General features: G+C 45.5%; 15 protein-coding genes. 8 read left to right on the top strand and 7 right to left on the bottom strand.

The genetic code is table 11. From position 1 onward, the window contains the following. Positions 1–25 precede the first annotated feature (25 nt). Complete coding sequence (locus B7L70_RS13960; protein ID WP_369907347.1) at positions 26–139, top strand: 4Fe-4S binding protein; 114 nt, start codon at positions 26–28, stop codon at positions 137–139. A 353-nt stretch (positions 140–492) separates the two neighbouring features. Next, positions 493–1,977, top strand: coding sequence for a zinc ribbon domain-containing protein (locus B7L70_RS09075; protein WP_081227533.1), 1,485 nt, complete (start codon positions 493–495; stop codon positions 1,975–1,977). Between the two features lie 81 nt (positions 1,978–2,058). Here the strand turns inward: B7L70_RS09075 and B7L70_RS09070 are convergent, their stop codons facing one another. Beyond that, positions 2,059–3,252, bottom strand: coding sequence for an MFS transporter (locus B7L70_RS09070; protein WP_238376184.1), 1,194 nt, complete (start codon positions 3,250–3,252; stop codon positions 2,059–2,061). A 106-nt stretch (positions 3,253–3,358) separates the two neighbouring features. Here B7L70_RS09070 and mvk point away from each other — a divergent pair, with 106 nt between their 5' ends. The 4 genes from mvk to B7L70_RS09050 all read left to right on the top strand — a co-directional run bounded on the left by mvk (position 3,359) and on the right by B7L70_RS09050 (position 8,545). Then, on the top strand, positions 3,359–4,378 hold the full coding sequence (gene mvk, locus B7L70_RS09065) for a mevalonate kinase (RefSeq protein ID WP_238376183.1): 1,020 nt from the start codon (positions 3,359–3,361) through the stop codon (positions 4,376–4,378). Positions 4,379–4,429: 51 nt separating this feature from the next. Further along, positions 4,430–6,013, top strand: a complete 1,584-nt coding sequence (locus B7L70_RS09060; RefSeq protein WP_081227531.1) for a PINc/VapC family ATPase — start codon at positions 4,430–4,432, stop codon at positions 6,011–6,013. Between the two features lie 102 nt (positions 6,014–6,115). Beyond that, a complete protein-coding gene (locus B7L70_RS09055; protein WP_081227530.1) occupies positions 6,116–7,171 on the top strand; it encodes an ATPase domain-containing protein in 1,056 nt (351 codons plus the stop codon). 39 nt (positions 7,172–7,210) lie between these two features. Further along, entirely contained in the window at positions 7,211–8,545 is a 1,335-nt protein-coding gene (locus B7L70_RS09050; RefSeq protein WP_081227529.1) for a signal recognition particle receptor subunit alpha, read from the top strand. Between the two features lie 2 nt (positions 8,546–8,547). Here B7L70_RS09050 and B7L70_RS09045 read toward each other — a convergent pair whose 3' ends face one another. Together B7L70_RS09045 and B7L70_RS09040 are read right to left on the bottom strand one after the other, a co-directional pair. Continuing rightward, a complete protein-coding gene (locus B7L70_RS09045) occupies positions 8,548–9,693 on the bottom strand; it encodes an alkaline phosphatase family protein (RefSeq protein WP_081227528.1) in 1,146 nt (381 codons plus the stop codon). A 253-nt stretch (positions 9,694–9,946) separates the two neighbouring features. After that, complete coding sequence (locus tag B7L70_RS09040) at positions 9,947–10,876, bottom strand: S1C family serine protease (protein WP_081227527.1); 930 nt, start codon at positions 10,874–10,876, stop codon at positions 9,947–9,949. A gap of 176 nt (positions 10,877–11,052) precedes the next feature. Between B7L70_RS09040 and B7L70_RS09035 the strand changes: the two genes are divergently transcribed. Then, positions 11,053–11,991, top strand: coding sequence for a 60S ribosomal export protein NMD3 (locus tag B7L70_RS09035; RefSeq protein WP_081227526.1), 939 nt, complete (start codon positions 11,053–11,055; stop codon positions 11,989–11,991). A gap of 45 nt (positions 11,992–12,036) precedes the next feature. Then, positions 12,037–12,354, top strand: coding sequence for a translation initiation factor aIF-1A (locus B7L70_RS09030; protein WP_081227525.1), 318 nt, complete (start codon positions 12,037–12,039; stop codon positions 12,352–12,354). Between the two features lie 175 nt (positions 12,355–12,529). On the opposite strand, the gene B7L70_RS09025 is transcribed toward B7L70_RS09030, so the two are convergent. The 4 genes from B7L70_RS09025 to B7L70_RS09010 form a co-directional block, all read right to left on the bottom strand. After that, entirely contained in the window at positions 12,530–13,324 is a 795-nt protein-coding gene (locus B7L70_RS09025) for an electron transfer flavoprotein subunit beta/FixA family protein (protein ID WP_081227524.1), read from the bottom strand. Continuing rightward, positions 13,324–14,304, bottom strand: a complete 981-nt coding sequence (locus B7L70_RS09020) for an electron transfer flavoprotein subunit alpha/FixB family protein (protein WP_081227523.1) — start codon at positions 14,302–14,304, stop codon at positions 13,324–13,326. The genes B7L70_RS09025 and B7L70_RS09020 overlap by 1 nt, the downstream gene beginning before the upstream one ends. A gap of 1 nt (position 14,305) precedes the next feature. Further along, the gene (locus tag B7L70_RS09015) at positions 14,306–15,430 is read right to left on the bottom strand and encodes a (Fe-S)-binding protein (RefSeq protein WP_081227522.1); all 1,125 of its coding nucleotides are present in this window, start codon (positions 15,428–15,430) and stop codon (positions 14,306–14,308) included. 6 nt (positions 15,431–15,436) lie between these two features. Continuing rightward, positions 15,437–15,650 (bottom strand): hydrogenase iron-sulfur subunit (locus tag B7L70_RS09010; protein ID WP_143701604.1); only part of this gene is annotated, 214 nt, incomplete at its 5' end.

Here is a 15,650-nt window from a genome sequence, read left to right as displayed (position 1 = left end):
CGACAATTGCGGTGATTGCCTAAGGATTGGTTGCACAGCCATACGCCTGGTCAAGAAGCCCGTGATAGAACAAGATAAATGCATCGGCTGCGGTATATGCGAACTAGTTTGTACAAGGGGGGCAATAGGGAAGATGTGATAACGAGGGCAGCCTTGTCCTTTAGGGCAGGGAGGAGGTCAGTAAGATAAACGAATATGAATCAGGTTCACGCTGAGGATTATCCACGTTGTTCACATGTACGAACCTTGGAATTAAGGTAAGATTAGTGTGAAACTCGAACAATAAGATTCCGGTCTTAGCCAATACTTTATTGGGCATATTGATTAGTTACTATGAGCCTAACCCTCAAGGTGTTATTAGTGGTCATTGCTAAGAATCTCTGCATAGTAATATCCCTATGAGTGTGCATGCATGGTTGACAAACACGGAACAAGCCTCGTCCCTTCTTGTCGTGGGTGGTTTTTATTTTTGGTTGCTACTTTTTCCTATGGATGTTGTGTAGGTCTGTGGCTGTTGAGCTTGAGGTTACTAAGGAGCTCAATAGTTTGCTCTGCTCCGTTGAGTCTGCGTACCTCAACATCGTTCGTGATGTTGCTGAATATGCCGTTGTGAACAATGTCACGAGCGCAACCCAACTCCAGGGCTTGTTTTACAGCAAGTATAGGGGTGAGTATCAGGGCTTGCATGCTCACCTAGTCATCCAGGCGATTAGGCAGGCAGTGCAAATCGCCAAGTCATTCATGGAGAGGAGAAGGAAGGGCTTAGTGCATAAGCCCTACCCAGAAATCAAGAGCGTTTCCATACGCTTCACGGAGGAGACATGGAGTTATGAGCAGTTCGTTAAATCAATAGCCCCAGTCAGGCTCAGCCTATCACTGCTCGGCAAGAGGAGGGAGGTTTGGATTAGACCTCACAAGCGCTTCTGGCAATACTGGTGGAGGGTTTTGAGTGGTGAAGCAAGGCTAGCCAGTACGCTAGTTGTTAAGCGTAGGTTGAACAAGTGGTATGCAGTGTTCGTGTTCGAAATAAAACCTAGAGAGGAGGAACCAAGATCAATTGTTGCCTTCGACATTAACGAGAACACGGTAGCAGTGGGCAGGATTGATATCGAAACCACCGTGAGCAAGGTAGCCAATTGGAATAGGCAACACGTAACGCCACAGCTCTATACAATCAAGACTGATTTTGGTAGACTAGCCAGGAGGTACGAAAGGGTTAGGAACACAATTATCGAGAGGTTGAAGCCTGGATTCGCATTACCAAGCGGTAAGTACGCGAACATAACAAACACAAGGGAGTTCAGGAGGCGCGTGAAGAGGTTGAGGGAGAGGGTTAGGAAGGTTGGTCGTGTTAGGCACGTGGCGAATGAATTGACAAAGACGCCGGCAATTATCGTAACTGAAGAGTTGGGAAGTAATCCTCAGGGATCGATGATTAACGAAATCAGGAGGAACGAAACAAGACACCGCATAAAACAGACACCATTCAAGGCTGTGGAGAAAGCCGTTGAGGATAAGGCATTGGAGCGCGGCTCCAAGATATTTCGTGTATCGGCATACCGCAATAGCAGGGTATGCCCAATCCATTTCACAAGGCTTGGGGAGACCAACGACTGGCACGTTCTTTACTGCCCAAAGGGGCACTATGTGAATAGGGACTACGCATCCGTGGCGAATATGATGTGGAAAGTAACACCGGAGGGGTGGGTAAAAGGCGTATGGTGGAATTTAAGGAGGGAAATAAATTGGAGAGAGCACGAAGGAAAATCAAACTCACTTATTCCATACGAAATCGTGAAGTACATACATGCAATGCTAAAGGCTTTCACGGCCAGCGAGCAAAGCCCCGCGGTGCTGGCCCGGGGCAGCCCCATGAACCCAGCCGGAGGAGCCAATGAAGGCTGGGCGAGGACACCAATGAACCGCCCTAAGGGAACCCACGCCCTTCAGGGCGGGAAGGGGTCGGAAGGGTTTTAAATTGAGGGGATGATTACTATTTAGTTGGGTGATGAGCCGACGGTCTCTTGAGCGGTGATGAAAGTAGAGTCGCTGATGTACCTACTTATTCCTTGATCTCCCTGGGATTAGGTTTAGGGTTAGTATGATTATTGCTAAGGTGAAGGGCATTAGGAATAGGGATGCTGTTGTTAGCCTATACAGCGTTCCAGAGAGGTAGCCGCCGATTGCTTGTCCTAGTAGTTGAAATATTATCATTAAACCAATGCCATGCCCCCTTCTATCAACACTAACAAGGTCACCCACCCTACTTTGTAAGGCTGTCATCATTAGTTGGGAACCGACCTGGAGGAGGACCAGGTAAATTATTATTGAGACCAGACGATCGAGGAGACCTAAGATACTGCCTATCACTATTGTGGTTGTACCCCAAAGCACCAACTTATTCCTGAGCTTATCGACATAGAATGCAAGTAATACGTTAATCATTATATATGCCGCGTAGGATAACGATACTAAATAACCCCAATAGACCGTGTTAAGTTTTAATCTATAAACCACGTATATCGGTAGTAGAGTATTCATAGGCATTAAGGCTATGAATAACATTAGAGTCATGACATATATCCTGAGTAAGTCCTTTGGTAAATCCGTAATGCTACGTAATAGGTAGTATGACCTCAAGACCTCCTTGAAGGATACACTGCTCTTTGTGCTGTTTAGGGTTTCCTTGATCGTGTATTGCCTAATTAATGCTACAATTAGGGATACAACTGCAGACACTAAGTACGCAATCCTAATTCCAAGTAACCCATACTTATTTATTAACGATCCACCGAGTGGTGGTAATATGAGCCAGGGTATTTGCGGTATCACTGATGTAATCAATATACCACTGGCGTAACGACTTGGTGGAAGCGAATCGAGAATCAGCGCCAGCAGAGCTGGTTGGTAATATGCAGCTGCGGAGTTTAGTGCATAGATTATCATTAATGCCTGCCAGTTTGGTGGTATAGCCATTAGGAAGGAGGTAGCAGTTACAATCCAGGTACCAATAACTATGGATCTTCTGCGCCCTATCGTGTCCGTCAGGTACCCTCCAGGTATTATTGCAAGTAATTGCACGGTCATGGCTACCGAATAGGTTATGCCAATATCGATTGCGTTGGCGCCAAGCATCTTCATGTATATTGATAGGTACGGCATTGTTATCGAGTTGCCTATCGCATACAATAACCAGGTTAGTAATAGTATCCCTACGTTGCCCGATATGTAATACTTGGCATTGCGTCCCAAACCCCGCAATTGATAACACCGTAATTAAAGCCTTATCAAGAGCCTTTTAAGGTAAGCCCTAATCTGCGTTTAATGCCTAGGTAGATTTAATTTAACCCCTGTTTACATGGGTTATGTGGTTACCGTTAAGGCGCCTGGTAAGGTCATATTGTATGGAGAACACGCTGTTGTTTACGGTGAACCCGCCCTGGCAATGGCAGTCAACAAGTACGTCTATGTAACGGCAAAGGTTAGGGATGATAGTAAGATAGGTATAAACGCCATGGATCTAAAGCTGGCCGGCCTTTCCGTAACGATACTTGAGAACGGAGATATAGTGGCTAGGACTGACTACGGCGCCGTAATCTCAGCCCTCAGTTACGTTAAGAGGGCCCTCGAGATAGCCATGGAGTATGTGGGTAAAAGGGTTGGCGTGGATTTATTGATTCGGTCTGAAATGCCCGTGGGCGCTGGCCTAGGAACGTCGGCTGCAGTCGCTGTAGCTACCATATTGGCGTATGTTAAGGCGTTGGGTTACGATATCGATAAGAGGGAACTTGCGCGTCTGGCGTGGCAGGTGGAGAAGGACGTGCAGGGTGCCGCAAGTCCCACCGATACTACGATGGCGACGTTTGGCGGGCTAATCTACATTAAGCCTGAGGGTAACAGCGTCATCATGGAGCCCGTGAAGCCTGGTACCGAGATACCTCTGGTGATTGGCTATACACCAAGGGTTAGCACCACGAAGGAGTTGGTGGCTATGGTCAGGAGGAAGCTTGAATCCATGAGGGATGTGATTGAGCCAATCATTAAAACAATTGGTGTCATCACCAGGAGGGGTAGGGAGGCTTTGGAGAAGGGTGATTTGGAATTGATGGGTACGTTAATGAATATAAATCATGGGCTTCTCGATTCGCTTGGTGTTTCGACGAGACAACTGAATGAGATGGTTTATGCAGCCAGGAGTGCTGGTGCCCTGGGCTCTAAATTAACGGGTGCTGGTGGTGGCGGTTGTATGATTGCTTTATCCGATAAGGTTGATGTTGAGAGGGCTATTGAGCTTATTGGAGGCTCTGTCCTAAGTGCTAGGTTAGATAGTGAGGGCGCTAGGGTTATTGATGATAAATCCTTACCCACGTTAAAATGAACAAAAGTGTTTATTAAGTGTGTTAATACCGATTCCCTAGCGATAAGGGAAATGCAAAGCAATGTGTATGTGCCTGATACCTCGGTATTCCTGGATGGAAGCCTGAAGGAGGCAATATTGAGAGGGGTCATTAGGGGTAGGATATTGGTGCACACGGAGATTGTTAGGAGGTTTGAGAGTGAGGCTAGGGCTGGTGGTGCCCTGGGTTGGCTTGGTATTAGGGAGTTGAATTACATCGTTGATTCAATAAATAAACTCGGCCTTGAGGAGACAAGAATAGAGTTCGTGTCCACACTACCTAAGTCAATACCAAGACCTGACCAGCACTCCGTAGATGAGATAGCCAGGGAGTTGGCTAGGGAGTTGGGTGCCATATTGGTTACCAGCGATGATATGAACCTAGAGATATCAAGAGCCATGGGCATAGAAACCCTATTCATAGGCCAGCACAGGGATAGGCTGGAGATCGAGAGATTCTTCGATAACGACACGATGTCAGTACACCTTAAGGAAGGCTCAATACCCTATGCGAAGAAGGGTAGGCCAGGTAATTGGCAGTTAGTACCCCTTGGCAATGAGCCGCTTAGTAGGGAATACCTGGAGAAGGTGGTTAGGGAGCTAATATCAGCCTCACTCAGGGCGGATAGTAACACTAGGGTTGAGATTAAGAGGGAGAACTCATTAATAATTCAGCATGGTGAGTACAGGATTGTTATTGCGCTACCCCCCGTGTCCGATGGTATTGAGATAACAGCCGTGAGACCACTGATTAAGAGGAGACTTGAGGATTACTCACTACATCCCAAGGTCCTTGATAGGCTAAGCAAGCAGGCCGAGGGCATACTAATAGCGGGACCACCAGGTGCTGGTAAGACGACCTTCGCTCAGGCCTTGGCGGAATACTACATGAACCTGGGTAGGATAGTTAAGACTGTGGAGTCGCCTAGGGACATGGTATTACCTAACGAAATAACCCAGATATCCAAAACCTACGCATCCTCAGAGGAGGTTCACGACTTATTATTACTCTCAAGGCCTGACTTCACGATATTTGATGAGATGAGGGATACGGCTGACTTTCAATTATACATAGATCTCAGGCTTGCTGGCGTTGGTATGGTTGGTGTGGTTCATGCAACGAGCCCAATAGACGCCATACAGAGGTTCATAGGCAGGACGGAGCTTGGTATGCTACCGTCAATAATAGATACGGTACTCTTCATGAGGGATGGTGAGGTTCAGAAAGTATATAGCCTGGAGCTCACGGTTAAAGTACCAGAGGGCATGAGCGAGGAGGATCTAGCTAGACCTGTGGTCATAGTTAAGGACTTCATAAATGATGTTGTTGAGTACGAGGTCTACGTGTTTGGTGAGGAGATATTCGTAACACCAATAGGTAAATCACGTAGGTTAGAGCATGCAGTTAGTGATAAGAGACTTGTGAGTAGGATCGTTAGGGTTTTAAGGAAGTACGTGCCTCCCGAGGAGATATCAATAATCAGAGGCGATGATGGGTCAATAGTCATACAAGTACCAGATGCGTACATAGGGGCTGTTATCTCAAAGGGATTGCCCAAGCTTGAGAACATCAGGAGGAAGTTTAATGTCCAGCTTAAGGTAAAACCAAAAGAATAATGGCGGTTTATGATCAATTATTATTCCCAGGTAATTATCGAGGGCGACTATTGTGATGAAACGCAACATATATAAGTACTTTTACCACTATTGACAGGTAATATGAATTCAATAAGGAAAGTGGGCAATGCTGACCAGGATTCCTACACCAATTATAATAACTATTACGGTAATTATGCATCAACTAATTACTACAATTATGACACAACCTATTACCAATACCCTTACAACACGCAAACCATGCAGTATCCACAGGATCAATACCCGTATTATTACTATTACGAGGATAAGGCACTAACGGGCATTAATTACCTCGATAATTACATACTCGGTGGTGGATTTAAGAGAGGAGAGGTTTACTTAATAGCCGGTGAGGCAGGTACTGGCAAGACCATATTTAGCCTAACCTTTCTAAGAACTGGTGTTGATCTTGGTGAGGTGGGTATGTACGTTACGGTGGACGAACCCTCCGAAGATGTTAAGAGAGGTGTTCGTGATGCGCTTGGGTGGGATTTAGATGCCTACGAGAAGGGTGGTAAATTAATAATGGCTGATTTCAGGACATACTTTAGAATTTATGCACGAGATGAGAAGATAACGCTAGATCCCAGGGATTTAGCTAAGATGATTATTGAGCAAGTCAAGAAGTATGATGTTAAGAGGTTGGTGATTGACCCAATAGCTCCATTAATAATAATGAGCCACCAGGACGTTATTTGGATAAGGGAGTATTTAAGGGAACTCGTTTTCCAACTTAAGCGCCTTAAGGACGTAACTACAATAATGACGTCGGAGATACCGACGGGTGAGGAGAATAAATTGAGTAGGTTCGGTGTTGAGGAGTATTTGGCGAGCGGTGTGATAATGCTATCTCTCAGGGAAATAGCCATGGCGAATAGCGACTTTGGGTGTTTAGCTAGGGTCATGTTCATTAGGAAGATGAGGTGGATGCCGATTAGGCCGATAAAGCTGATATACGAGATAGGACCCAGTGGAATTTACATAATAGGGCCTTTGAATGATGAAAACACGCTGAATTACTATAGGAATTATTACTGTGGCCAGCAGTACGGGCAGGGCTATTACTACTACCCACAATACTACCCACAGCAATACTACACGTCGCAGTATTACGAAACCCAGCAATACCCACAGTAATCTAAATTTATTTATAAGTGTAGGTTTGTACTAACCACTGTGAAACCACTCATTGATGCGTTTACCAATTTGATTGCCAGGATTAGGGGATTGAACTATATAGATGAGGCAACGCTAAAGGAGGTGTTGAGGGAGATCCAGAGAATTTTGTTAAGAGCCGACGTGAGCGCTGATGTTGTGTCGTCAATAACGAAGACCATTGAGGAAAGATTTAGGCAGGAGAGACCTCCCGAGGGGGTAACATCCAAGGAATTCCTGGTATACCTACTATATCAGGAGCTTGTTAAGGCGTTGGGCGGTGAGGGTGCGCCTAGTGTTGACATTACCAAGAGGCCGTATAAATTAATGCTCATTGGTGTTGAGGGCAGCGGCAAAACCACTACGGCAGCTAAGTTAGCTAGGTTCTACATAAGGCGAAACCTGAGGGTCGGGCTTATTGAGACTGATGTGTACAGGCCTGGTGCGTATTATCAGCTTAAGCAATTGGCTGGGAAGGTCAACGCCCTATTCTATGGGGAGGAAAATTCGAGGGATCCATTAAGTATCCTAAGGCATGGGCTAGAGTATATGCAGAGGAATAAGGTTGACCTGGTGATTATTGACACAGCAGGTAGGCATAGAAATGAGGAGGAATTGCTGAAGGAGGCAAGGGCTATCTACGATGAGGCGAAACCGGATGAAGTCATGCTCGTGATAGACGCAACGATTGGCAGACAGGCGGCAGCCCAGACTGAGGCATTCATGAGGTATGTCCCAATAAATAGTGTATTCCTGACAAAGATGGATAGCACGGCTAAGGCAGGTGGTGCGTTAACCTCGGTAATAAAGAGTGGCGCCAGGATTAAGTTCATCGGTGTGGGTGAGGATGTGGATGAGATTGAGGTATTTGATGCCAATAAGTTCGTTTCAAGACTGCTGGGTATGGGTGATCTTGAGGCGTTGATTGAGAAGATAAGGGCTGTTGAGGAGGAGAGGGAGATTATGGAGGAGATAGAGGAGGGTAAATTAAACCTATTAACCATAAAGAAGCAGTTGGACTCCATGATGAAGCTTGGGCCCCTAAGCAAGATAATGGAATTATTACCCACAAGCATGCTCCCAATACAGTATAGGGCGATCATGACGGATGAGGAGAGGATGAGCAACGCGCAGGAGATGCTTAGGCGGTGGAGACACATACTGGATTCAATGACGAAGGAGGAGTTACTTAACCCAGAGATAATTAATGCGTCGAGGATAAGGAGGATAGCCAAGGGCGCCGGTGTGACGCCTAAGGACGTTAAGGAACTACTTAATTATTACCAATTAATGAAGAGAATGATTAATCAAATAAAGAAGTCGAGGAGGAGACTTGGTAGATTAATTGGCGAGTAATATCATAATTGAATCAGTGGTATGTATAACTCCCTCCCTGTCAATCCACCATGCTGACCCTTCAACGTAAGCACCTCCTCATTGCCAGGTTTGTATAGGTATATGAGCGATGAGCCACTACTTGGTATGAAGACGGCATCACTAATCCTATCAACAACGCCCTTATCAACCTCACCAAACAAACCCATGCTTATGGCTTCATCCCTACTCATAATCACACCATCAACACCATTCCGCCTAAGCAGCTCCATCAAATCGTTAATGCCGACACCATCATTAAGCTTGAAATAAACGGCCCTTGCATCGCCGTACGGTGGTATATTGAGCATACCCATTAAGCCTTGGATATCATTGGCCTTCACATTCCTTAAAACCTCATCATGACCATGGTCCGCGGTGATCAAGACACTAAACTTACCAAGGTAATTCCTAGACAACCTAATCACCGAATCCATAGTCTCCCTCAGAACAACCTTACTCTCCTCAGAGTTAGGTCCGTACTTATGTGCGGCTGAGTCTACTGTGGTTATGTATATATGCACGAAAGCCACATCTTGTTCATTAAGGAACTTTGCCGCATTGATTATCGCGTCATAATGCGTTGCGTATTCCACAACCTCGGCGCCTGCATACGTTATTCTCGATAAACCTCCAGACAGACCTTTCGGTACATAAACCCTATTCCTAATCCCTAATGACCCCAATTCCTCAAATATCGTTGACTTTACAGGGAATAACTGCTTCAAGTCGAAGCCGGACTTATGAAGGCCATCCCTCTCACCAACTATTGATCCCATGTTTAATGTGTTCACAATAGTACCAATCTCCTTAATGTATAGATTCGGCCCAAGAACACCGTGCTGCCCTGGACTTAATCCTGTGAATAGGGTCGTCAATACCGTAGCCGTCGTGGTAGGGAATACCGATGATAACCTATACAACTTACTAACCTGTAATGAATTATTAAAAACATCAATGAGATCTTGATAGCTAACTCCATCAATTAATATCAAAACCACATGCCTACCTAGGTCCAAGTCAAGCCTTAACTTAGGACCCCTTGGAGCAATGCCGAAGTGGGATAGTAGGGTGTTGGCTAGGTTGTAGATCCCAAAGCCTGTGTAGTCAGGTACTAAGGATTTACTCATAACAATCTGTGTGTGAATAGGTCAGGAAATTAAATATTAAATTTAAGGTCAGGTAAGATTCGGCATGCTGTGTTGGGATTCGCTCCATGGCTATTTAGCCCACATTCTTTCAATACTCTATTGAAGCCATTAACATATTAACCTCCGTTCTAATCATCTAAGCCCCATGCCTCAATATTCGTTAAAACATGATAAAATTAACGATAAGCCTCGCCCTAAAGGACAAGGGCGAGGTCAGCATGCCGAATCCTGTTTAAATCTCAACCCTGACTCTATATCTAGTTCTGCCCCTAACAATGGTTAGGTTGAATAGCCTATTGCCTTCCATGAATTTCTTGGCTAAGTGAACCTTCAGTTGTACTATGCTTGTTAACTCCTCATTATCGATCGCTGTTATCACATCACCCTGCCTGATACCTGCATCATCAGCGGGGGAGCCAGGTATAACGCCGGCTACGAGTATTCCCCTATCCACAGGCAACCTGAAGTACTTAGCCATGGGTTTGTTAAGGTCAACGCCGTAGATACCAAGGCGTGGTCTAATCACTCTACCAAACCTGAGTATCTCCTCAACGGAGAGCTTGACTAGGTTTATGGGTATGGCGAAGCCAATGCCCTGGGCGCCGGCTATTATTGCCGTATTAACGCCAATAACCTCACCATCCAAGTTGAGTAATGGGCCACCCGAGTTTCCTGGATTTATTGCGGCATCTGTCTGTATTAAGCCCTCAAGGATACCAACGGGCGTCCTTATGCTCCTACCTATTGCCGAGATAACGCCTAAGGTCACCGTAGGCTCGCCCAGAAGACCGAGTGGATATCCTACGGCAAGCACCATCTGACCAACCCTTAATTTATCGGAATCACCAAGCCTTACAGGTTTCACAGAACCAATACCCCTGGTTCTAATTAATGCTGTATCAAACTCTGGATCTGTACCCAATAGTTCCGCCTCGTATTCTTCACCATCTGGCGTCACCACACTGAGTTCGGTTGCGCCCTGGACAACGTGGTTTGCAGTGATTATGTGCTTATCATCTATGAAGAAGCCCGTGCCCAACCCCTTCATTGGTGTTGCATTTAACCACTCATCAACCATCAACCTAGTCGTTATTATACTAACCACGGAAGACCTAATGCCCTCAACAATATCTATAATCCTAGACTCAATATCCCTACTCACACGGAAGTAAGTATTTCGCCCTATTAAGTATTATGCTATGATGCCAATTCATCACTAACAAAGAGAACCAGGTTCTTTCTAACTAGGGCATGTAAATAAGCGATGCGCTACTGAAGGTAAAGCCTTACGCAAACAAAAATAATAATAACCCAACAAGAATAGCACCTGTACCTAAAATGCGTAGGGTTTGTGCATTATGCGGTAGGGAAACTGACATATTGATCGAGGGATTGTGCCCAGATTGCTACAGGAAGACGCACCCATTGGTTAGGGTTAAGAGGGACTTTGTCGGGATAGTTAGGTGCCCGAGTTGTGGGGCAGTGCTATATAGAGGTAGGTGGGTTAAGGATAATAAGGTGATTGAGAAGCTAATACTTGAATCGCTCGATTATTTAGGCAAGGTTTCGAGTACGAGTATTGAAAGTCTCGAGTTAAGGTATGGTCTAACCACGGCCATCGTCAGGGTTAGGGGTACCGTTCACGACCTAATTAAAGAGTATGAGGAGGAAGCCCCTGTTAAGGTTAGGTATAGTGAGGAGTTATGCCCAAGGTGTAGAGATATGGTTAATGAGAAGGAGAGAGCCATTGTGCAGGTTAGGAGCATCGTGCCGATAAACGATCATTTGAGGAGGCTTGTGATTGACATAACCAGGAAGGAGGCTATGAGGGGTGAAGAGAGGAGTGGTTTTTTGAGGATTGATGATGTACAAGGCGGTCTTGACATCAGGTTATCGGATCAAGGCCTGGCTAGAGCTATAGCGTATAGGATACATAAAACACTACCCAGCAGAGTTTTGGAGAGCCAGAGTGTGGTTAAGGGTCGTGGTGATAAGGTAATCACTAAGCTAACCATAAGTGTTGTTGTTGTACCCGTGGGGCGAGGTTCCGTGATAATGTACTTAAACAAGCCATATTATGTACTTGGTTATTCCCAAGGTACCTTTAGGGTACTTGATTTATCAAGTAACGAGACGGTTAATGTGAGGGTTGGGGATTTGATAAGGCATGGAATTAGCATCCCGAAGTATGAAGCAACCTGTATCGAGAAAGGCAACACTAGAGCACTTGAGGTGATCATTGGTAGTGAAAGGTACATGATTAATAATGCATGTTAAACGGTAAAGGTTGGGTTTATAAGTACATGCGACTAATTGCTTTAGATGCCTAGGGAGAATCAACAGGGCAGTAAGGTGAGATTGCCCGAGGAGGGTGAGATGCTTGCGAAAATTGTGGAGCTTGTTGGTGATGATAGGGCCAAGGCTATTTGCCAGGATGGTAAGATTAGGCTAGTTAGGATACCAGGTAAGTATAGGAAGAAGATGTGGTTGAGGATTGGTGATTACGTACTGGTTGCACCTTGGGATTTCGAACCAAATAGGGCTGACTTAATATATAAGTATGAGAAGGGCGAAGTCAACGAATTAAGGCAGAGTGGTTATGCGGATATACTAAATCAATTAGACGAATTAGCAGGATAATAACCCACGAATTAATTAAGTATTTCTATTTCATTACTATCAATGAAATAAACCAAGTATGAACAAATGTGAAGACTAATAATGTAATATAACGTAATAAATTACGCAGTGATCATACCAGGCAAAGACCTAAGTCCCCGTTGATACGAAGATATGATTAGTTTTATAAGGAGCGTTACTTAAGCCCAAGTCTCTTAATGAGCTCCCTGGCTATCTCCTCGGGACTTCCCTCAATGAATTGACGCAAGCGCTCACGCGGTCTCAACTCCCTAAGCTCTGTGACGGCGGTCAATGAACCCTTAAAACCAACCTCATCCTCAGTGAGCCCAAGGTCCTTTATACCCCATATTGTGAGCTTAAACTCACTCTGTGCCCACTGAAGCCTCTCAAAATCTGGAAATCTAGGCGTGTTGACGCCTAACTCCACAGAGAGTACCGCGGGTAATTTAACCTTCACAACCTCATAACCTCCCTTAATGGTCCTTCTAACGATTATTGAATCCTCCGTAGCATCCACAACCTGCGATACGTAGGTAACCGCGGGTATCCCAAGCCACTCAGCAATGCCTGGTGGTACCTGCCCTGTTGATCCATCCTCACTCTCCTCACCAGTTATAACGAGTGAATAATCACCTATCTTCTTGATCGCCGCCGCAAGTACCTTAGACGTTACAAAGGCATCGGAGCCTCCCAACGCCCTATCGCTCACTAACACGGCATCATCAGCGCCCATCGCAATACCCATTTTAATGAACTGATCCCAGAATGGTGGCCCCATTGAGAGTATTATGACCTTACCACCATACTTCTCCTTCAACTGTAATGCTAATTCCAGGGCGTTTTTGTCCGCGGGATTTATCTCATTGGTCGCCTTAGACCTATCCACCGTCTTCGTTATTGGGTCAAACCTGATCTCCTCGGGCTTTGGTGTTACCTTCATTGTTACTATTATGTTTTTCAGCGCAACCATTACTTACCACCCCCTAACTCCTTTATTAATGCCTTTAATATATCGAATAAATCAGCCACAACACAATAATCACAGTTCTCAAATATTGGAGCCTCCCTATCGGTGTTTACGGCAACTATTGTTCCGCAATCCCTAATGCCATAAACAAAATGGGGGGCACCGCTGGCACCAAATACAAATGCAACCTTTGCCCTAAGTGAAACTCCTGTGGTTCCTATCTGGTAATCCCTAGGTACTATGCCCATGTCAGCAAGGGGTCTAGTCACGCCAACAGCTGCGCCTATTAAATTAGCGAATTCCTTAATTAGCTCTAAATCACTGCCTGTTCCAAGTCCAGCCACAACAACCCTTTCAGCCCTGGAGAGGTCAGGCATTGGCGAAACACTCTTCTCGACAAGCTCTATCCTACGCCTTCCAACAAGATCCGCTGGGATGGTTTCCTTAATAACAGTGGCCTCCTTATCGCTTACCCTTGCCTCATAGGTACCTGGACTAACTGTAGCCATCTCAGGTTTACCCCCTGTGCAGACCACGGTAGCCACTATATTCCCGCCAAAACCTGGCACAGCAGTTACAAGTTTTCTATCCTTTTCATCAATGTCCACCATAATAACATGGGCGCTTAAGCATGCCCTAAACCTAACCGCCAACCTACCAGCCAGGTCCCTAGAGTTTCTGGTGGCGGGCAGTAGTAAATACCGTGGCCTGTACTTATTAATAATGTAAGACACGACCTCGGTATAGGCATCACTATTATAATGCCTCAGGTCTGGGTGATCTACCACAATCAATTTATCAGCACCGTACTTAGACGCCTCCTTAACCAGGTTATCCGTTTCATGACCCAACAGTATGCCGAGAACCTCCTCATTAAACTTCCTACCCAACTCACCAGCCCTGGTAAGCACCTCAAGTGATGCTCTCTCCAGTTCTCCATTGTCCTGCTCAATGAATACCGAGATGCTCCTCCACTCACTCATACTAATCACCCAAGACACTGTCTAGGAATTCCACAAGATCCATAACCTTCAGGTTCGTCCTCATGACCTTATTCGCATCCTCAAGCATCCTGAAGCAGTATGTGCATGCCGTCAGCACAACAGATGCGCCCGTGTTAACAGCCTCTCTTAACCTACGTTTAGATAGTTCCGTGGAGACCCTAGTCTCAAGCGCTATACCACCTCCACCAGCACCACAACAGAGTGATTTCTCTCTAGAATGCTCCATCTCCACAAGCCTCACGCCTGGTATTGACGTTATCACCCTCCTCGGCTCTTCGATGACCTTCTGGTGCTTAGATAAGTAGCATGGGTCGTGGTATGTCACCGTGATGTCAGCCTTCTTATCGACCTTCAACTTGCCTGTGCGGATGAGCTCATCGAGAAGTTCTACGTAATGTACAATCTTCACACCCTTAAGGTACTTCTTAAGTGAGTATTCACAGTGCGGTGATAGCGTAACTATTACTGGAGCCTTAACATTATTCATTATTGCATCCCTGAGCTTCGTTGTGTACTCCTCATAGAATGCCTTATTGCCTGTATGCTCAATGATATCGCCACAGCATGACAAACCCATGTACATACCAACCTTAAGACCTGCCTTCGTTAAAACCCTAATCAACGCCTTGATATGTCTCTGGAGCCTTGGGTCACCCACGGAGAGGCAGCATGGGTATATTACAACATCGGGGTTCTCATTATTTATCAAACCACTGAATTGGGCAGCGAATCTCCTCTTATCAGTAACCGTGTAACCCCACGGATTCTGATTTTCATAAATCTTCCAAAGTATTTCATTAATTTTCGTTGGGAATACCTTAGACTTCATAGCCATGGTCCTAATTACCTCCACCAGGTTCACAATCTCAACATTGTTAGGACATAGTGCCTGGCAGGTACCACAGGTAACGCAATCCCAAATGACCTTGAAGTCCCTATTATCAACCACGCCCAACTGGGCCTTCTTAACGAGTAATCTAATATTGTAGGACTCATCAGTTATGGGGCAGTATGTACTGCAGGTCCCGCATTGATAGCATAGGCTTAGTGTTGGTACAACTTTCAGAAGCTCCTCCCTAAGACTAAAATTAACGGTTACTGGCATCACTCATCACCTTAGTTGTTTTATTTTTTGTTTTGTTTGTTCTATTTCCTCCTTCGTCACCGTTTTTACCACCCTCTCGGCTTCCCTCATTGCTTCGACTAGGTCTGTTACGTCTGGTGCTCCGAATAGTCTCAATTGGAATCTCTCCTCCCTAACGCCTATGTTCTTCAACCTCTTCTTCCAATTCTCGAACCTCCTAACCGTGTTGTAGTTCGCGGTT

Source organism: Vulcanisaeta sp. EB80 (assembly GCF_002078205.2).
This window is presented reverse-complemented; position numbering and strand designations above follow the sequence as displayed.

Coding starts and splice junctions, on each gene's coding strand:
- B7L70_RS09075 (WP_081227533.1), top strand. CDS start 493: ATGTTGTGTAGGTCTGTGGCTGTTGAGCTTGAGGTTACTAAGGAGCTC.
- mvk (WP_238376183.1), top strand. CDS start 3,359: ATGGGTTATGTGGTTACCGTTAAGGCGCCTGGTAAGGTCATATTGTAT.
- B7L70_RS09060 (WP_081227531.1), top strand. CDS start 4,430: ATGCAAAGCAATGTGTATGTGCCTGATACCTCGGTATTCCTGGATGGA.
- B7L70_RS09055 (WP_081227530.1), top strand. CDS start 6,116: ATGAATTCAATAAGGAAAGTGGGCAATGCTGACCAGGATTCCTACACC.
- B7L70_RS09045 (WP_081227528.1), bottom strand. CDS start 9,693: ATGAGTAAATCCTTAGTACCTGACTACACAGGCTTTGGGATCTACAAC.
- B7L70_RS09035 (WP_081227526.1), top strand. CDS start 11,053: ATGCGTAGGGTTTGTGCATTATGCGGTAGGGAAACTGACATATTGATC.
- B7L70_RS09030 (WP_081227525.1), top strand. CDS start 12,037: ATGCCTAGGGAGAATCAACAGGGCAGTAAGGTGAGATTGCCCGAGGAG.
- B7L70_RS09025 (WP_081227524.1), bottom strand. CDS start 13,324: ATGGTTGCGCTGAAAAACATAATAGTAACAATGAAGGTAACACCAAAG.
- B7L70_RS09020 (WP_081227523.1), bottom strand. CDS start 14,304: ATGAGTGAGTGGAGGAGCATCTCGGTATTCATTGAGCAGGACAATGGA.
- B7L70_RS09015 (WP_081227522.1), bottom strand. CDS start 15,430: ATGCCAGTAACCGTTAATTTTAGTCTTAGGGAGGAGCTTCTGAAAGTT.